This window comes from Carnobacterium gallinarum DSM 4847, from assembly GCF_000744375.1.
Taxonomy (GTDB): domain Bacteria; phylum Bacillota; class Bacilli; order Lactobacillales; family Carnobacteriaceae; genus Carnobacterium; species Carnobacterium gallinarum.
In genome coordinates, this window is sequence record NZ_JQLU01000005.1 from 2,541,620 (window position 1) to 2,562,225 (window position 20,606).

13 protein-coding genes are annotated in these 20,606 nt (G+C 33.4%); 12 read left to right on the forward strand and 1 reads right to left on the reverse strand.

All coding sequences use genetic code 11. The features are described from left to right. Positions 1–12 precede the first annotated feature (12 nt). Positions 13–3,489 (forward strand): FtsX-like permease family protein, encoded by a 3,477-nt coding sequence (locus tag BR43_RS16535; protein ID WP_034563957.1) that lies wholly within the window; start codon positions 13–15, stop codon positions 3,487–3,489. Positions 3,490–3,604: 115 nt separating this feature from the next. Here BR43_RS16535 and treP read toward each other — a convergent pair whose 3' ends face one another. Continuing rightward, on the reverse strand, positions 3,605–5,569 hold the full coding sequence (gene treP / locus BR43_RS16540; protein WP_034563959.1) for a PTS system trehalose-specific EIIBC component: 1,965 nt from the start codon (positions 5,567–5,569) through the stop codon (positions 3,605–3,607). Between the two features lie 414 nt (positions 5,570–5,983). Here treP and BR43_RS16545 point away from each other — a divergent pair, with 414 nt between their 5' ends. From BR43_RS16545 to BR43_RS16595, 11 genes are all read left to right on the forward strand, one after another. Continuing rightward, positions 5,984–8,713, forward strand: coding sequence for a glycoside hydrolase family 65 protein (locus BR43_RS16545; protein WP_084679969.1), 2,730 nt, complete (start codon positions 5,984–5,986; stop codon positions 8,711–8,713). Positions 8,714–8,742: 29 nt separating this feature from the next. Continuing rightward, the gene (gene pgmB, locus BR43_RS16550; protein ID WP_034563961.1) at positions 8,743–9,393 is read left to right on the forward strand and encodes a beta-phosphoglucomutase; all 651 of its coding nucleotides are present in this window, start codon (positions 8,743–8,745) and stop codon (positions 9,391–9,393) included. A 222-nt stretch (positions 9,394–9,615) separates the two neighbouring features. After that, entirely contained in the window at positions 9,616–10,332 is a 717-nt protein-coding gene (gene treR, locus BR43_RS16555) for a trehalose operon repressor (protein ID WP_034563964.1), read from the forward strand. 160 nt (positions 10,333–10,492) lie between these two features. Then, positions 10,493–11,980 (forward strand): ABC transporter permease, encoded by a 1,488-nt coding sequence (locus BR43_RS16560; RefSeq protein WP_034563966.1) that lies wholly within the window; start codon positions 10,493–10,495, stop codon positions 11,978–11,980. Positions 11,981–11,996: 16 nt separating this feature from the next. Continuing rightward, positions 11,997–12,671, forward strand: a complete 675-nt coding sequence (locus tag BR43_RS16565; RefSeq protein WP_034563968.1) for an ABC transporter ATP-binding protein — start codon at positions 11,997–11,999, stop codon at positions 12,669–12,671. 64 nt (positions 12,672–12,735) lie between these two features. Then, positions 12,736–13,989 (forward strand): PASTA domain-containing protein, encoded by a 1,254-nt coding sequence (locus BR43_RS16570; RefSeq protein ID WP_245617880.1) that lies wholly within the window; start codon positions 12,736–12,738, stop codon positions 13,987–13,989. 298 nt (positions 13,990–14,287) lie between these two features. Beyond that, positions 14,288–14,950 (forward strand): response regulator transcription factor, encoded by a 663-nt coding sequence (locus tag BR43_RS16575; protein ID WP_034563970.1) that lies wholly within the window; start codon positions 14,288–14,290, stop codon positions 14,948–14,950. Continuing rightward, a complete protein-coding gene (locus BR43_RS16580; protein WP_034563972.1) occupies positions 14,947–16,374 on the forward strand; it encodes a HAMP domain-containing sensor histidine kinase in 1,428 nt (475 codons plus the stop codon). Before BR43_RS16575 ends, BR43_RS16580 begins: the two co-directional genes overlap by 4 nt. Positions 16,375–16,752: 378 nt before the next feature. After that, on the forward strand, positions 16,753–17,805 hold the full coding sequence (locus tag BR43_RS16585; RefSeq protein WP_034563974.1) for a putative 2-aminoethylphosphonate ABC transporter substrate-binding protein: 1,053 nt from the start codon (positions 16,753–16,755) through the stop codon (positions 17,803–17,805). A gap of 13 nt (positions 17,806–17,818) precedes the next feature. Further along, on the forward strand, positions 17,819–18,835 hold the full coding sequence (locus tag BR43_RS16590; protein ID WP_034563976.1) for a putative 2-aminoethylphosphonate ABC transporter ATP-binding protein: 1,017 nt from the start codon (positions 17,819–17,821) through the stop codon (positions 18,833–18,835). 3 nt (positions 18,836–18,838) lie between these two features. Next, positions 18,839–20,605 (forward strand): putative 2-aminoethylphosphonate ABC transporter permease subunit, encoded by a 1,767-nt coding sequence (locus BR43_RS16595; protein WP_051934013.1) that lies wholly within the window; start codon positions 18,839–18,841, stop codon positions 20,603–20,605. Position 20,606: the final 1 nt, after the last annotated feature.

Sequence of the window (20,606 nt, forward strand, 5' to 3'; positions counted from 1 at the left end):
GAGATACTCAGAATGAAAGTTTTAAGACTTGATTTTTGGCGAGAAATTTCAAAATCTAAAAATCGCTTTTTTTCAATTTCGTTGTTAATTATGATTGGTACGATTCTGTTCATTGGATTAAAATCAGTGGGTCCCAATATGACCGATACCGCAAGTGACTATTACAAAAAGTATCAATTATTAGATTTTCAAATCCAAACAACAGTAGGCTTTGAAGAAGCAGACTATTTGAATTTAATGAAAGCTGATCCAACAATTGAAAGCAGTGAGCTTGGGTATTCACAGATTGTCATGAGCTATGAAAAGAATTTAGTTGCCTACTTAAAATCTTTTCCAAAATATCAAAAAAATGAAGATAGCGGTTTAGAGATTATCGAAGGGAAATTACCTAGAAAAAGCGGCGAATTAGCAATTGATAAAAAAATGTTAGGTAGTTATAAGATTGGTGATAAAATTACCTTTAACGACAGTTCAGATACAGCTATTAAAGATCAATTAAAAGTAACTACTTTCAAAATAGTAGGAATTGTTTCTAGTCCAGAATTTATCCAAAGTGGCACTCGTGGTTTAAGTCCGGTGGGCAAAGGGCTGATTGACTTTTTTGGTGTTATTTTAGAGGAAGATTTTGCCTTACCAGTTTACTCAACAATCTCATTACGTTATCAGAATACTAAAAATTTAAATGGTTATAGCCAAAAATATAGTGATGAAATTGACAAGAAAACAAAAGTTTTAGAAAGTTGGCTAGACGAGTTAGTCTTAAATAAACAAACAAAAGCTAAAGAAGACTTGCAAAAATCCGTAAAATCCTTAGAAAAAGAAGTGATCTCCTTAAAAGATGAGATTAAGAACGGAACGGAAAAGCTAGAAGAAAATGAAAAGCTACTAAATGAAAAAAAAGCCGAATATGATAAAAATAAAGCCGAATATGATAAGAAACATGAAGAAATTCAAGTAGAATTAGAATCAAAAGATGCAGAGCTACAGGAAAATCAAGAAAAAATACAGCATCAAGAACAATTATATGAAGAAAAAGCACAAGAATTTGAAAAGGCAGAGAGTCTTTTGCAAGAAAAAAAGACAGAATTGGCTGGATTACGGAGTCAATTAGAAGAAGCAAAAGCTAGTTTAGAAGAATCTCGTCAGGAGTTGATTCGACAAAATCAAGCATTGACTAGTCTACCTCCTCAACAACAAGCAATTGCTACTGAACAATATAATACAGCTTATGCAGAATATTTAACTCAAGAACAAGTAATTCTAGCCCAAGAAAATGAATTGCTAACGAATGAAACTGCGCTAATTGCAAATGAAACAGAGTTAAATGCGAATCTTAGTGAGATTGAGGCGGCAAAAGGCGAACTGCTTCAGGCCCAGACTAATTTTAATCAAGCAGCAGAAAAATTTCAAACAAGCGAAGAAGAAGTGAATCAGAATTTAGAAGAACAGCAACAAGCAATTGATGATGCTGAAGAACGTTTGGATAGTGAAGAAACTAAGTTTGATGATTTTGTTAGTAGCTTTGAGGAACAGAAAGCAGATGCTGAAGCTGCTATTGAAGAATTAGGCGAAAATATAAAAAAATTAACGAATTCAGTTAAGAAAGTTAGTTTACCAAAGTATACAATTCAGACAAGATTTGATCAACAAGGATATTCTTTATACAAAGAAAACATTGATCGTCTAGAAGGTTTAGGTTTGATTTTTCCAGTTTTCTTTTTTGGAGTAGCTTTACTTGTTACAATGACTACCATAACAAGAATGATTGAGATGCAACGAATTCAAATTGGAACATTAAAAGCATTAGGTGTTTCACCAGTGAATATTTTTTCTAAATATTTTTACTATGCGTTGTCGTCTGGTTTATTAGGCTTCATTGTAGGGAGTATCATAGGAATTTATGGATTGCCAAACTTTATGTTTTATATGTATAAGCCAATGTATAATTTTGAAAGTCTAATTACGACAGTTAAGTTTGAATATGTTCTACAGGCATTTTTAATTACAATTATTGTAACGACATTACCTGTTTTTCTATTTTATACATCTATCTTTAAAGAAAGTGCCTTAAAACTAATGCGTCCGAAAGTTCCATTAGTTGGTCGAAAAATATTAATTGAGAAATGGACATTTCTATGGAGTAAGTTTAGCTTTGATACAAGATTGTCTTTAAGAAATTTATTTAGATATAAATTACGAGCTTTAATGGTTATTGTTGGAATTGCAGGTTCAATTGCTTTACTCTATACGGGATTTAGTGCAAATGAAGCCATTCGGAAAATTCCGGATCGACAATATCAACAATTAAATCAATATCAATTAACTATGCAACTAAATAATGCTGTAGATGAAACCGATACAGAAGCAAATCATCCCTACCAGTCAGTACTAAACTATTATGGGGTGAATGAGCGACTATTAGTTCATCAGCAAGTCATTGAGGTTGGAAAAAGTAAAGAATCTAAAAAGGTGACTCTAGTTGTACCTAAAAACGAAAAGCAACTAAATGAGTTTATTTTGTTAAGAGATCATTGGAATCATGATGCTATTCCTTTAACAAACACGGGAGTCATTATTTCAGAAAAGCTTGCCAAAATGTTTAAGCTAAAAGTTGGTTCTACAATTGAATTTAAGACTAATGATGGCAGTAAAAAGCAAGCTAAAGTGGCAGCTATTAGTGAAAACTATATGAATAATTTTATTTACTTTACTAGTGAGTACTATCAAGAAACCATGAAGCAAAAGCCAAGCTTTGATGTTGAATTGTTGAAATTACCACTAGAGTTTGATCAACAACTAGTTTCTACTACTAAAGAAACAAAAGCTAGCGAAGATACAGTGCTAATTGATGCACCGTTTTATAGCTATTCTGAGAAACTAGATTCTTCATCTGATGACGAAACAGATGCGTCAGAAGATAGTACAGAGGCGACTAAAGAAGCAGAACTGTTTAAAATTGTGAATCGAAGTGGTAAAGATAGTACAGTTCAAGATAATATTGTTCGGAATTTATTAGATCTCGACGAAGTTTCAGGTATCACTTTTATTAGCGATGCAAAACAAGAAGTGAGCAGTGTTCTAGATAGCTTAACGAGTATTTTTTATCTATTAACGGTTTCCGCTGTCGTCTTAACAATTGTTGTGCTAATTAATTTAGCCAATATTAATGTCTTTGAACGCCGACAAGATATTTCAGTGCTGAAAGTGATGGGGTATAATGGAAAAAAAGTCACGCTTTACGTTTTCCGTGAAATTTACTTGTTAATGTTTGTGGGAATCGGACTCGGTGGATTAATTGGAATTTGGCTGTATAATATTGTAATGGCTGAATTAGAATTAGATTTTATTCTGTTTCCAGAAAGTACATTTTTGCTTAATTTTGGAAATTCTAGTGTAGTTGTTATTCTTTTATTCATGCTAATTATGTTAAGAATGCATCGAACCATTCAAGATATTAATCTTTTGGAATCATTAAAATCAGTTGAATAAAACTAGTTAAGCCGTTAAATCTAAGAAATTATTTCTGGATTTAACGGCTTTTTTGCATTAAAAAAAGTGAGTATTGGTGATTTTTCACCAATACTCACTTTTAAAGAAATCTCAATTAGTTGGTAGTTGCAGAACCAATTGTTTCTTTAGCAGACACATTTCCAGTTTTTTGTAAATCAAATTTGGCAACTTTTTCCATGTTCGTAATAGCAACAATCATATCTGTCGCCTTACCAGCATCGATAATTTGTTTTAAATCAACAGTAGCAATTAATGTATCAGCCGTAACAACATCACCAGCTTGAACTTTGATTTCAAATGGAGCACCTTTTAACTCAACCGTATCAAGCCCCATATGCAAGAGAATTTCTAAACCACTGCTCATTTCAAATCCGAGAGCATGCTTCGTTTCAAAAACATTGATGATTTTACCAGCAACAGGGGAATAAATAGCACCATCTGTTGGCTGAACAGCATAACCATCACCCATCATTTTTTCTGAGAAGACAGGATCGCTAACTTCTGAAATTGGAATTAAAACACCATTAACAGGAGCATGGAATTCAACAGTTTGAACTTCATTTGAAGTTGTTTCTGTTTCTGTAACAACAGGAGCTTTAGTTGCTGCAGGAGTTGGGGCTACATTTGCTGTAACTGGTGTGACAGGATCTAATTTATTAAAGATTCCTGCACGACGGAAGAAAATGGTTAAGAAGAATGGTACCACAATTGAGATTGCCATTCCGATAAAGAAAGGAACCCAATCTTGAATTCTAACAGATAGGAAACCAGGTAAACCACCGACGCCGATTGAGTTTGCTCGAACACCCATTAAGGTTACAAACATACCAGCAATACCAGATCCAATCATAGCAGCTACAAACGGATAGATATATTTTAAATTAATTCCGAACATCGCAGGCTCAGTAACACCTAGATAAGCAGAGATTGTTGCAGGAATTGAGATTTGTTCTTCTTTTTCATTTCCTTTGTGAAGGAAGATAACTGCAAGAACGGCAGAACCTTGAGCAATATTTGATAAAGCAATCATTGGCCATAAGTTAGTTGTACCAAAGTCAGCAATTAATTGTGCATCGATTGCCAATGTCGTATGATGCAGACCAGTAATAACTAACGGTGAATAAATGAAGCCAAACAAAGCACCAAATAACCAGCTTAATGAAGATGTTAATCCCATATTTACAACAGCTGAAATCCAGCTACCGATTGTCCAACCAATTGGTCCTAAAATAACATGAGCTGCAATAACAGTAGGAACTAAAGCCAATAATGGCACGAAAATCATTGAAACAACTTCAGGAACATGTTTTCTAAAGAATCTTTCTAGATAAGCTAACATAAAACCAGCTAACATGGCTGGAATTACTTGTGCTTGGTATCCAATTTTATCAACTTGGGCAAAACCGAAGTCCCAGAAAGGAATATCAGCAACTTTAGTTGAAGCAACAGCATAAGCATTTAGTAGTTGTGGAGAAACTAAGGTAATCCCTAGAACAATCCCAAGGATTTGGGTAGTTCCCATTTTCTTCGTAACACTCCACGTAATTCCAACTGGTAAGAATTGGAAGATAGCTTCCCCGATTAGCCATAGGAAATCATTTACTCCTGCCCAAAACTGTGACATTTCAACGATTGTTTGACCACCAAATTGAATATCTCCAAGAATATTACGGAAACCTAAGATTAGCCCTCCGATAACAATTGCTGGTAATAACGGCGTGAAAATTTCAGCTAAAATAGCAACGGCTTTTTGAACAATATTTTGATGTTGTTGTGCTGCACCTTTAACTTGCTCTTTTGAAACGCCTTCAACGCCAGAAACAGCAGCGAAGTCATTATAAAATGTAGGAACATCATTCCCAATAATAACTTGGAATTGTCCAGCATTTGTAAACATACCTTTAACAGATGAAATATTTTCAATTGCATCTTTATCGGCTTTTGAATCATCATTTAAAACAAAACGCATCCGTGTGGCACAATGTGTGACCGCAGAAATGTTCTCTTTTCCCCCAATGTCCTTTAACAACTTTGTAGCGTCGTCAGTGTACTTCCCCATAAAATAAACCCCTTTCATTTTTCGTATTTGTAACTTGTATATATAAGTTCTTTATCATAATACTCTGCTGGAATAAAAAATGCAAGTTTTTATTCTGATAGAAGTCAAATATTTTATTAAAAGCTGTTCCTATAGGTTTTTTAATTCTTTGAAACCCCTTTTATATAAAAAGCTTATTAGATGATATAGGTATAAATTAGTGTTATATTAAATTTAATAATTCATTTAATTAAGATCAGTTTATCATGTTTAATCAAGATTTTCTTCTTTGAACCCTTTTATTGGAAGAATCTAATTTTAGGGAATAAAGAAAATATCAAAATAAAAGAAACTGCTTGAAAAATTTGTTTAAACACTATATAATTTTTATTGAGTACATGTATAGACAAGTTAAAAATTAAAAGGAGCGATTAAATGAAATTTTTAGAGATGAAGCTTTCGTCTAATTTTGATGATACAAATAATAAAGTAGAGATTCATTTAGTAAATTCAACAACATCTGAAACCGAAAAGGAACTAACTATTGAAAACGTAGTAAGTTTAAGTGATATTGAAAACTTACTTGTTTCAATTAAAGCACAATTTTCAGATTTTTCTGGTGGAATAGTTACACAAGCTGGCAGAGAACAAGAGCAAGATATTCTATTTACAGACCAGAATAAAATTTATGATTTTCTACAAGTATTATCAGAAGGATTAAATCAACCTTTTATTTCAAGTCAAATGGCAAATGGAAAGACGATTGAAGCTGCTTTACAAGAGGCTAAGGAATTCTATAGTTGGAATCTTTCTTATGTTGGATACAATCCAGGTAAAGATGAGTATTCAGTTGAATCGTTACTAACAACTGGAAATGGATTCATGGGTTTACGTGGAACAGTTCCAGAAATGAAAATTTCAACAGGTAATTATCCAGCTACCTATTTAGCGAGTCTATATAATACAGCAGATTCAAAAGTTGCTGATGCAACTGTTTCAAATGAGGATTTTGTGAATGCACCAAATATGCAGTATCTTGCTCTTAAAATTGGTGAAGAACTTATTGACATTGAATCAAATCAAGTTAATTATTTAAAACGTACGTTGAATTTAAAAAATGGATTATTTTCATCTGTTGCTTTATTAGAAACAAAGGATGGCAAACAAGTAGAAATTAAATCTGAGCGTATTGCAAATATGGCAGATATGAACCATTATTCAATTCGATATACATTCAAACCCTTGAATTTTTCGGAAAAAGTAACCTTACTTTCAGCAGCAGATGGAGACGTCTATAATTATAATGTGGAAAGATACCGCAGTTTAGAATCACATCATTTAGACTTGGTTGATCTTCAAGCTGAGGGAACGAAAGCAATCTTGGTTTCAGCAACAAAACAATCGAAGTTTACGATTGTGCAAAAATCAGAATTACTTGGTGACTTAGTTGAGGGACAAGAAATAACTAATGAGTTACAACAGAATTATTTAACTCAATCGGTAACAATCGATGTTCAAAAAGGACAAGCTTACGCTGTAACGAAAAATGTTGATGTTTTCTTATTTAATCAAGGAGAAGAAGCTCTAGCAACGAAAGAAAGTCAAACTCCTATTGCCAGTCGTAGCTTTGATGAAGAGTTAGCACAATCAGCAGCAGCTTGGGAAAAATTATGGAAGAAATCGACGATTACTATTACTGGTGATTTGATGTCAGAAAAAATGCTACATTTGCATACGTATCACATCTTAGTATCGGGTTCACCAAATGCAAATCCTAAATTAGATGCTTCAATTACAGCTCGTGGATTACATGGTGAAGCGTACCGTGGTCATATTTTCTGGGATGAATTGTTTATTTTACCATTCTATATTATTCATTTCCCTGAAACAGCTCGTCAATTATTGATGTATCGCTACAATCGTTTAGCAGCAGCTAAAAAAGATGCGTTAGTAGCTGGTTATAAAGGTGCAATGTTCCCTTGGCAGTCTGGCTTAGATGGAACGGAACAATCACAAGATTTGCATTTAAATCCATTGAATGGTGAGTGGGGCAAAGACTTTAGTCGCTTGCAACGTCACGTTTCATTAGCAGTAGCTTATAATGTTTGGTTATACTGGAATAACACAGATGACAAAGAATATATGCAACAATATGGATCAGAGTTACTATTAGAAATTGCGCACTTCTGGGAAAGTGCAGCTACATTTGATGAAGCAACGGGTCGTTATTCAATCGATAAAGTGATGGGACCAGACGAATTCCATGAAGCTTATCCAGGTAAAGAAGAAGAAGGCGGTTTGAAAGATAACGCCTATACTAACATGATGGTTGTTTGGTTATTTGAACAAGTTAAAGCACTGCCAACAATAATAGGTGACACAGAGTTTACAATCGTTGCTGAAAAAGTTGGTTTGACTCCAACAGATTTGATTAAAATGAACGAAATGAAACACAAATTAGCATTAGAGATTAATCCAGAAGGTATTATTGCACAATTTGATGGTTATTTTGATCTAAAAGAAATTGATTGGGACTATTATCAAGAGAAATATGGCAATATTTACCGTATGGACCGCATTCTAAAGGCTGAAGGTGAATCAGCTGATGATTATAAAGTAGCAAAACAAGCGGATACCTTAATGATTTTCTATAACTTTGCTAAAACAAAAGTAGATGAAATTTTAAAAGATTTGACTTATACTTTACCAACAGACTATTTAGAGAAGAACTTAGAGTATTATTTAAAACGAACATCTCATGGATCAACTTTATCACGGGTAGTTCATTCACAATTGGCAGCTATCGCTGGAAATGCAGACTTAGCATGGCAATTGTATCAAGAAGCGCTTTATTCAGATTATCGTGATATTCAAGGCGGTACAACAGCTGAAGGAATTCATGCAGGTGTAATGGCTGCAACCATTTTCATCACGTTAAGCACATTTGCTGGTGTAGATATCCGAAACAATGAAGTGACGATTGCACCAAATTTACCAAAACAATGGCAAGACATTCAATTTGGCTTAACAATTAAAAACGTGAACTATCAAATTGATTTAAATCACACAACATTGACTATTCAAGCAGATCAAGCAACAACTATTTCTGTTTTAGGAAAAAGTTATGCACTGCTTGCGAATCAGACTGAAACAGTATACTATTAAACAAATTAGAAAACTTAAGGAGTGTCATCATGAAAAAAGGATTTATATTTGATTTAGATGGAGTTATTACAGATACAGCGAAGTATCACTATGTTGCTTGGAAAGAGTTAGCAGATTCAATCGGGATCTCAATTGATTTACAATTTAATGAACAATTAAAAGGGATTAGCCGCATGGATTCTTTAGATCGTATTTTAGAACGTGGTGAAAAAGCTGACAGCTATACGCAAGCTGAAAAAGAAGCATTAGCAACAAAGAAAAATACTAATTATGTAGAGCTTTTAGCGGATTTAACACCAAGTGATTTATTACCAGGTGTGCAAGAATTTTTAGAAGAAGCGAAGCGTCGTGAGATTCCTTGTGTAATTGCCTCTGCATCAAAGAATGCTCCTTTTATTCTTAAAAAATTAGGTGTTGCCGATGATTTTGCTCATATTGTAGACCCAGCAACACTGAAAAAAGGCAAACCCGATCCAGAAATCTTTGTAAAAGCTGCTGAAGCAATCTCAATTAGCCCAGCAGATGCAGTTGGTTTTGAAGATGCTCAAGCTGGAGTAGATGGAATTAAAGCTGCTGGAATGTATGCAGTTGGTGTTGTTGTAGATGAACCATTGCACGGCGCAGATATTGAAGTGAAAAAATTAACTGATTTAGATATAGATGTACTTTTGGCACAATAACTAGATTTTGAAATTAGACCAAGTTGGTTTACTAAAAAATTCTTTAAGAAAATAGAGAGTAATTTCTATTTTTTGAAGAATTTTTTTGTTAAAGCAACTGGTGTCCAATTGGAAATAATCATCTTTTTTACTACTTACATCATTTAAATTGCTAAAAAGTTAAAGGAGTTATATAATAAATTAAGATTTGCTTGAAAAATGGAATGGATTTAGGAGTAGTTTATGAATAAATTTAATGAGATTTTTTTAGACCTTGAAAAAAAAATAGTAGGAAATGAATATCCGTCTGGAACGTTATTGCCTAGCGAAAGTCAGCTAATTCAGATTTATGGAGTTTCTAGAGAAACGATTCGTAAAGCTTTGAATTTATTGACAAATGCCGGTTATATTCAAAAGAAACAAGGGAAAGGCTCGATTGTCCTTGATTTAAACCGATTTGATTTTCCCATATCTGGTTTAACAAGTTTTAAAGAGTTACAAGATGCGCAACATATTCCCAGCAAAACAGTTGTCTGTGAGTTAAATGAAATTAGTGTGGATGAACAAATAAGTAAATTAACTCAATGGAAAATTGGAACACCCGTTTGGAAATTAGTTCGCCAACGTTTTATTGATGGGGAAGCAGTTATTTTAGATATTGATTACTTATTAAAAGAAGTGATTCAAGAGTTACCTCATGAAAAAGCAGAGGAATCAATTTATAAGTATTTTGAAACGGAGCTAGGCTTAGAAATTGGATATGCTCAAAAAGAAATTATTGTTGAACCAATCAATCAACAAGACCAAGAATTATTAACGTTACATGATGATGAGAACATCGTTGTGGTCAGAAGTTTAGTTTATTTGGAAGATACCCATTGTTTTGAGTATACCGAATCGCGTCACCGCTTAGACAAATTTCGTTTTGTAGATTTCGCTAGGCGAAGAAAGTCACTTTAAAGAGTTATTTTGAATAAAAAGATCTGTCATTCACTAATTTTCAAGTGAATGACAGATCTTTTTTTGATTTTCCATCTTTACAACTTCCACATTCTGTCTTTATATCTGCTTCACATTAGCTTGGTAAGCTAGGAGTGTAAATAAATTTAGGAGGAACACTATGAAATTTTATAAGCGTGCATTTTTAAGTATTACTAGAAGAAAAGGGAAATCATTGATTTTATTTGCAGTTATTTTTATCTTAGGAAACTTAATTGCTGGGGCGATTTCGATTCAAGAGGCAACGAATAATGTTGAAAATACAATTAAGAAAAAATTAGGCAGTATTGCCACAATTGAATTAGATCTGCAAAAGCTACAAGAATCCGAGGACATGACAAAAATTCCAAGTTTAGATGAAAAGAAAATTAATGCATTTGGCAAACGTCCCGAAGTAAAATACTACGATTACAACATAGACAAATATGTTACTTCAGAAACCATAACACCCTATAAACCAGACAGCAGTGATAATAAAGATGCTATGGTTATTGGAGGTGTTGGAGGATCTGAATTTAAACTAAAAGGCGTTCAGTATGCTTCAATATTGGATTTTAAAGAAAAGAAAGCCAAGTTAATTGCTGGTCGAACCTTTACTGAAGAAGAAATTAAAAATAATCGTTCAAGTACCCTGATTTCAAAAAAATTAGCTGATGCAAACAATCTTTCAGTTGGTGATACATTTACTATGAAAAACGCAGTCTATGATTATAGCCAACGAGATACTGAGGCCATTGCTTCTCGAGATATTCAGATGGAAGTCATTGGTATTTTTGATCCTTTGGAAGCTAAAAAATCCGATGATTCAAAAGAAAAAAAATCCTTATCGTCTGATTTTTTTAATACTGATTTTCAAAATACATTATATGTTCCAAATGAAGTAGCAAAAAGTGAAACGGAATTTGAAAGAGACTCCATGAGAAAAGCTGGTTTGCTATCAGATAATCAATCTAACGAAACGTTTATTACACCTACTTATGTCTTGAAAACGCCAGAAGATAGTCAGCGTTTTAAATCGGCAGTTCAAGCACAAATCCCTAAGGAATATAAAGTAACAAGCTCAAGTGATCAATACAATACAATTGCAGCGCCAATTAAATCTATGTCAGAATTATCTAAATACGTACTGATTGCAGCATTAGGGGCTACCATTTTAATTATTGGTTTAGTTGTTTTGCTATTTTTGCGAGATCGTAAGCACGAGTTTGGCATCTATTTATCTTTAGGTGAGCGTCGTAAACATATTCTAGGGCAGATTCTAATTGAAGTTATGGCAGTTGCCATCGTTGCTGTTAGTTTATCAATTTTTACTGGAAATCTATTAGCTAGTGGTTTATCAGAGTCCATGATTCAAAGTCAAATCGCGGCTGATGCTGAAAAAGAGGCAGCAAGTTCAAATGTCGGTTCGACAATGGTGATGTTAGGCGGTGGTGATGCTAGTAGAGGGGGGGATGTCTCGCAAGCCGATGTTACAAAAGCATATCAAGTTCAATTAAATCAAAAATATATTGGAATGATTTATTTAGTTAGCTTATCCACAATTCTACTATCGACCATCATTCCTGTTACCTATATTGTACGATTAAACCCTAAAAAAATTATGTTATAAGAAAGCAGGCAGAACTATGGCAATTTTAGAAGTTAAAGATTTAAATTATTATTATCAAGATGGCGATCAACGTCGTACCATTTTAAAGGACACAAATTGTATGTTTGAAAAAGGTAAATTTTATACAATTTTAGGACAATCAGGTTCAGGAAAAACCACTTTTCTATCTTTAATCAGTGCGTTAGATCAACCAAAAAGTGGCGAGATTTTCTATGATCAAAAAAATATTGAAACTATTGGATTAGAAAACTATCGGCGCAATCAAATTGGCATTGTTTTTCAGAGCTACAACTTAATTCCATATTTAACGGCAGTTGAAAATGTTTTACTGCCAATGGCTATTACAGATAATCAATTGCCAGCTGAGCAATTGCTAGTAGCTTATAATTTATTGGATTATATCGGCATTGGAAAAAGTAAAGCGGATCGAACAGTCAATCGTTTGTCTGGTGGAGAACAGCAGCGTGTGGCGATTGCTCGAGCAATTGCAACAAATGTTGAAGTGATTTTAGCTGATGAACCTACAGGGAATTTAGACGAAGAAATGGAACAAGAGATTGTACGAATCTTTAAAGAATTAGCTCATAAGCATCAAAAATGTGTGATTGTCGTTACCCACTCGAATGAAATTGCACTACAATCGGATGAAACATTTTATTTACAAAAAGGAAATTTAATTTCATATGAGTGATTTTTTATCAGGCTTTAGCTCAACTACTAATCAGGAGACTTCATCCTCAAAGAGTGATAGTACGTTGAATCAACCTGTAAGTATAGTGCAAACTAGTGGGAAGTTTAGACTAACAGAAGAATCTGAATTTGATCCTAATTTTAAAAAAAAGCAACGAAAGAAGCAGTATTTGATTTTATTGGGAGTGGTTGTTGGCATTGTAATCTTATCCATCTTCTATTATAAGACTACCCATGTTCCAATGCCTAATTTTGTAAATAAGCCAGTCAGTGAAGCTCGAAATTGGGCTGCAAAGAATAAGATAGAATTAGAGTTAAAACAAAGTTACAATTTGAAAAAAGAAGCAAACCAGGTGATTCGTCAAAAAGAAAAATCTGGAAAACAGATAAGAAAAGGTCGTACAATTGAACTAGCAGTTAGTTTAGGTGCCGATCCTGATGGGAGTATTCAGTTGCCAGATTTTGCCAAAATGTCAGAACAGACGATAGACCAATGGATTAAGGAAAATCAAGCTGAGAATCTAAAATTAATTAAAGAATATAGCGATTCTGAAGAAAAAGGTCAATATTTACGCTTTGAAATTAAAAATAAAGATGTGACAGCAGCAACGTATAAACGAAAAGATAATGCTAGTGTCTATTACTCAAAAGGCAAAGAAATTTTTGAAAAAAATATTAAACTGCCAAATTTCGTTGGAAAGACTAAAAGTGAAGTTGAAACTTGGGCTAAGGCGAATGAGATTCAAGTCACCTATGAAGAGACTGATTCAAATGATAGAGCTGTTGATCAAATTATTAGTCAAACAATAGCTGAAAATGAAAAAATAGCAAAAAAAGACAGCATGTCTGTAACAGTTTCATTGGGTAAAGCAGTCATTGTTCCATATTTTGGCAATCTGTCTGCAGAAACAGCTAGCATGATTGCTGATTTAAATGTATCTGTTAGGAAAATGTATAGCACCGATGTTGCATTTGGTCATTTAATTTCTCAATCGGTTGCGGCTGATACTAAATTAACTACGAAAGATGATCAAAAAGTTGTAGTTGTTTATTCAGAAGGTCGTCCATATTTGAAAGATTATCGTGGCATAACAGAAGGTGAATTACAGAAGCAATTCTATGACGATTATCAATCAAAAGGCGCAAATGTGTTGTATACAATTGATTATGTTGATTCTACAGAAGCTAAAGGAACAGTTGTTAAAATGAGTACTTTTAACGAATATATTCCTTTAGACTATACGGTGGCAATTAGCATCAGCAAAGGCAATTTAGTAGGGGCTGAGGAGAAGTCAGCGAATAAAAATACCTCAGAGTAATCTGATCATCTTAATTGATAGAAAAAGGTTGAGTGAGAAAAAAACTACTATTTGGGATAAAAAATCAGGTGAATAAAATAAGAAACTGTAAGAAGTCAGCATTTGCAAAAATTGATTTCTTGCAGTTTTTTCAATGTTAAAACGTATGTCCTAGTCATTTAATTCTTAATTTTATAGATAGAAACTGTCATAAAAAAATGCTTGCTTCGCATGTTCATTGATTTCTTCATACTGACTTCACATACATAAGGTATACTATAAAAAGACAATGAACAAAGGACCAATTAGGAGGACCAAAATGGAGTATCATATATTATTAGTGGAAGATGAAAAAGAAATTCGGACAGCTATGTATAATTTTTTAATACGAGAGCATTATCAAGTTGTGGCAGTTGAAACTGGTGAGGAAGCTTTAGAGCAATTTAAAAAAGCTGATTTTCATTTAGTTTTATTAGATATGATGCTACCAGGAATATCTGGGGAAGAGGTGTTAAAACAAATTCGCTTGAATTCAGACGTTCCAATAATGATTATTAGTGCGTTAAATGATGAGTTAATTCAGCTAGATGCATTTGAACAAAGTGTGGATGATTATGTAGTTAAGCCTTTTTCTATGAACATTTTGATGCATAAGATTGCGTCACTATTGCGTCGGGTATACGAACAACAAGCAAAAGAGTTAGTTTATCGTGATTTGCGCTTATTGGTAAATAATTATGAGGCCTATTATCAAAATGAACTATTAGATTTAACAGTTAAAGAATTTGAAATTTTGCAAACAATGCTACAAAATTCTGGGAAAGTCTATACACGTGAAGAATTGTTGACAGTTGTTTGGGGCTATGAATACTTTGGTGATAGTCGTAATATTGACGTTCATATTAAAAATATTCGTAAAAAAATTAAAGAGGATATCATTAAAACAATTAAAGGAATTGGATATAAGGTGGAACGTTTATGATCAAAAAAATCTCACTTTATTGGAAAACATGGCTCATTACAGTCACAACAATTTTACTTACTCTTGGTGTTTTTTTTATTATATTTTCTCAATTTGCTACTTATTTTTTAGAAGATGCCCAAAAAAATCGATTTAATCAAGGGGTAAAAGAGATCAAAACATACACAGAAAAAAATGGGATTGATCCTAACTATTTAGGAGAATACTATCGTAGCGGATTTCTTGTGACAATTGTAAAAGGAGAGAATCTAATTTTTCCTGTACAAGGAATATCTGGCGAGGTTGCTGGGGTAGTCCCATTTACAGAAGAATTACAGGTAAATGAAAGTACAAAAGCCTATCCCAGTGAGGCGGTAACCATTATGAATACAACAATTGCCTCAAATTCGCTCTTAACAATGGAAGAAAATATAACGTATCAAGGAGAAGTTTACAGATTATGGGTTAGTTATCCGTTGAGCTTAAATAAAGAAGACATTCAACAAGTTTTAACGTCCGTTACACCATTTTTCCTAGGAATTGGTTTAATTGTATCCTTTGTCGTCTCGATTATTTATGCTAAATATTTTTCTTCTAAAATTACAAGGCTCAATACAGCAATTAATCAAATGGCCGATGGAACACTGATTGAGGAACATTTTGAAAAAGAAGGAGACGAACTACAAGAATTAGAAAATAACTTGCATCGAATGTATCAAGATTTACAAAGTGCGTTACAACAACTGAATCAAGAAGTTCAAGTAGTGAAGCGATTAGAAAAAGATCGGCAGTTATTTATGAGAGGAGCTACGCACGAATTAAAAACGCCAATTATGGCTATGAGTACAATGTTAGAAGGTATGTTAGAAAACGTTGAAGGCTATGAAAATCGAGATCAATATTTGAAAGCCTGCTATGGTCGCTTGCAAAGTATGGGGAAATTGGTAAATGAAATGCTAGAAGTTTCTCGAATTGAAGGAATTATCTATCAAGGTAAAACAAATTTAAAAATAGCTACTGAGGAAGTCATTGATATTTATCGGTATATGCTAGAAGATAAAGCAATTGATTTATTGTTGTCAGAGCTATTCGTAACAGAAATTGAAATTCCTAAGCGTAATCTACAAAAGGTATTATCCAATTTAATTGGCAATGCAGTGAAATACACACCAGAACAAGGAAGCATTAGAATTTATTCCAACCAAGAAATATGGAGTATTACGAATACAATGAAAGAAGGGTCAATTAAAGATGCTAGTAAAATATTTGAACCTTTTGTATCCTATGAAGAGCAGTCTGAAAATGAATTTGATCAGAGTCATGGGTTAGGTTTATACATTGTAGATGCTATTTTAACTCAGTATGGTATTGTTTATGATTATTCTATTGATGGAGAGAAAAATACGTTTGAATTCAAATTAGAATTAGGCAATAGTCAGGAATAATGATTGTATAGAAAACTAAATAAATGATGAAATAGAAAAGGTAAGTAGCTAATGAGTTGCTTTTTCTCAAATTTTAGATGAAAGAATGCTGCTCAAAAGTCTTAAAATAATAAAAAACCTAATAAATCCATTTTTCCAAATGATGATTTCTTAGGTTTTTTTATTTTTTATGTAAACATGTGGAAGTTGGTTCATTAAAAGTGAAAAAAGCAATTAAATGGGGCTTTTTACTATTGAAGATTACAAAAAAGATACATAAAGCCACATAAAGAGCATAAAAAATACATAAAGTAAAAAAACAAACTCATTTTTTACTTCTATTTTACAGTCATTTGCTACAATCAATTTAGCAAGAGATAAGAGGAGGAATTAAAAGAAATGAAGAAGAAAATAGTTAGTTTTTTAGCCATCCTATGTTTAAGTTTGACGGTGTTAGCTGCTTGTGGCAAAGGAAGTACTGCTGAAAAAGAAAAACTTACTGTATATACCGCAATTGAAGAAGAACTTGTTCAGAGCTATTTAGAATCTTATAAAAAAGAGAATCCTAATGTGGAGGTAACGATTGTTCGTGATTCAACAGGAATCATCACAGCTAAGTTACTGGCAGAAGGTAAAAATACAAAAGCTGATGTTATCTGGGGTGTTTCAGCATCTAGTTTGCTAACATTAGAGCAAAAAGATTTATTAGCAGGATATACACCTAAAGGAAGTGACGCGGTCTTACCAAACTATAAAGACACGAAATCACCAACAAAATGGGTAGGTGTTGCTGGCTACCAAACAGGAATTATTGTCAATACAACTGAGTTAAAAAAGAAAAATATCGCGATTCCCCAAACGTATGCAGACTTAACAAAGCCTGAATATAAAGGCTTGATTGCAATGCCAAATCCAGCTTCATCAGGAACAGGGTTTCTAACAGTTTCAGCATGGTTACAAATGATGGGAGATACAAAAGCATGGGAATTTATGACAGAACTTCATAAAAATATCGGAACGTATACGCAGTCAGGTTCAAAACCAGCTAAATTAGCTGCAGCTGGAGAATACCCAATTGGAATTACCCTTGCATATAGTGGTGTTCAACAGCTTAAACAAGGAGCACCAGTTGAAATTGTCTTACCAAAAGAAGGATTAGGTTGGGACGTAGAAGCGAATGCATTAGTAAATAAAGAAGGCAACTCAGATAATAAAGTAGCTCAAAAATTCTTAGATTGGGCCCTTACAAAAGATGTTATGCAAAAAGCCTTTGATGCTAATGGATTTGTGAGTATCAAAAATGAGTTTAAAGCTCCAGAGAATTTCCCGAAAAATATTGAAGAAAAAATGTATAAAGAAAATAATTTACAATGGGCTGCTACTAATCGTGAGCCTATCTTAAAAATGTGGGATCAAAAATTTGCAGAAAAAGCAGAAGTAACTAAAAAGTAAGGAAGTGAAAGTGATGCAGGCACCGTACTTGGAGGTTCAACAAGTAAATAAGCAATTTGGTAAATTTGATGCCTTAAAAGAAATTTCTTTAACAATTGAAAAAGGTGAATTTGTCTGTTTATTAGGCCCAAGTGGTTGTGGAAAGACAACCTTGTTACGTATTATTGCAGGTTTAGAAACAGCTTCTACAGGTGAAATTATCATTGCTGGGAAAAATGTGACAAGATTAGTACCAGCTAAACGGAATTTTGGCATTGTTTTTCAATCCTATGCATTGTTTCCTAATATGACCGTTGAACAAAATATTGAATACGGCTTAAAGAATAAAAAAATTGATTCAGCACAACGAAAACAACAAGTAGCTGAAGTGATTGAATTTGTTGATTTAAATCATGTGAAAAAGAAATATCCAGCACAGCTTTCAGGGGGGCAACAACAAAGAGTTGCCCTTGCTAGGGCAATCTCATTGAAGCCTGATTTATTATTATTGGACGAACCACTATCAGCACTAGATGCTAAGGTACGCGAGCGTTTAAGAGTTGAGATTAAAGAAATTCAAAAAAAACTAGGTATTACAGCTATTATGGTCACTCATGATCAAGAAGAAGCTTTGACCATGGCTGACAAAGTTGTTGTCATGAATCATGCCCAAATCATGCAGATTGGTACGCCAGAAGAAATTTATAAAACACCAACAAATCCATTTGTAGCCAAGTTCATTGGCTCAATGAACTTTTGGGAAACACAGCAAGTTGAAGAAGTCTATGGAATACGACCTGAACATGTCACCTTGTCAAATGAAGGCGAGGGAGAAAAAGGTGAGGTAACAGCCATTGAATTTCGTGGAAGCCACTATCGAATTCAAGTGAAAATGAAAGAAAGTCTATATTTCTCAACGACTAACGAAGTAATTGTAGATATTCAAGCAAAAGAATTAGAAAAAGCTCAACTATCTATTGGTAGTGAACTTACACTAACTTTTAATCCGAAAAAAATTCTAACCTATCCTAAAAGAGCAGTTGAGGTGTAAGCAATGGTTCGACCAGTTTCTCAAAAAGTGAATAAGTTCAACAAAAAAACAATTAAACAAAAAGCAGATAAAAATAGTTGGTTGCAACGTAGTTTAGTGCTAATTATGCTTTTAAGTTTTCTATTATTTTTGATTTTACCCTTGTCTATGTTGTTTTCTCAAGCCTTCTTTGATAATAATCAGAAATTTATTGGTGTTGCTAATTTTTCCGAATATTTCACAACACCAGCCTTAGTAGAATCATTGAAAAACTCTTTAACCGTATCTAGTCTAACAACAATTATTTCAGTTAGTTTAGCCTTTTTCTTTAGTTATGGGTTAACGAGAACCAATATGTTTGGTAAAACAATTTTTCGCTATATATTGTTGTTGCCTTTATTTGCTCCAACAATGTTCTATGGGATTGGTTTGATGTATTTATTTGGCAATCAAGGTATTGTTACTAATGGGTTATTTGGTGTTTTGCCACCAATTAAAATTGAACTTTATGGACCAGTTGGTATTGTCTTAGCTGAAATTTTATATACATTGCCACAGGCATTTATGATTTTATTAGTGGCTTTTAAGTCATCAGACTATCGGTTATATGAGGCGAGTGAAGTTCTGTATGCAAGCAAATTAAAACAATTTTTTACTGTTACTTTACCAAGTGTAAAATATGGACTCATTAGTGCAATGTTTATTAGTTTTACATTATGTTTTACTGATTATGGTGCGCCTAAAATAGTTGGAGGTATGTATAACGTACTGGCAACAGATGTTTATAAAAAAGTTATTGGTCAACAAAACTTTGCAATGGGAGCAACTGTTGGAATCTTACTAATGTTGCCAGCCTTGATGGCTTTTGTAGTAGACCAAGTCACCAATAGAAAAGCTGGCTTGTCATTAACTGCCAAATCAACTGCCTATCAAATTAAACCAAATAAAGGACGGGATTTGATCTATACAATCTATGGTCTAATAGTAGCATTAGCTGTCTTACTGGTTTTCTTTGCAGTAACAATTGCAGCAGTCGTGAATGTTTTTCCATATGACATGGGTTTGACATTGAAGAACTTTAATTTTAATACATGGAGTGGCGATGGGTTAGTAGCCTATAAAAATAGTTTAATCGTAGCGAGTTTAACAGCTTTGATTGGAGTAGTTGTAACCTTTTTATTTGCCTATTCAATCGAAAAAATTCGTATCTGGCCATTAGCTAGAAAATGGGCAAGCTTCTTTTCAGTCTTACCTATTGCGTTGCCAGGCTTGGTATTAGGGCTATCGTATGTATTTTTCTTTAGCAAACCAGAAATTCAAGTCTTTTCAATTTCTCTTCCAAATCCATTATATGGACTATATGGTACGATAGGATTGCTAGTGATTGTCAATATTCTTCATTTTTATTCCGTTAGCTTTGTTACAGCAACTACAGCCTTAAAAAAGTTAGATGGAGAGTTTGAAATGGTGGCTGAAGCTATGAGTATTCCATTCTATAAATTGCTTTTTCAAGTAACCTTACCGCTTTCTTTTGGAGCTCTAGTTGAAATGGCAATGTATTTATTTGTGAATTCAATGGTGACTATTTCAGCAGTAATCTTTTTATATCCGCCAGATTTCAAATTAGCAGCTGTTTCAATTATCAATATGGAAGATTCTGGAAATGTTGCAGCAGCAGCAGCGATGTGTTTGCTAATTGTCTGTACAAACTTACTTGTTCGGATTTGTTATGAAGCAGCAACCAAAGGGATATCCATAATAAAAAAACGTAGAAACGAGAGGTCAGAATAGT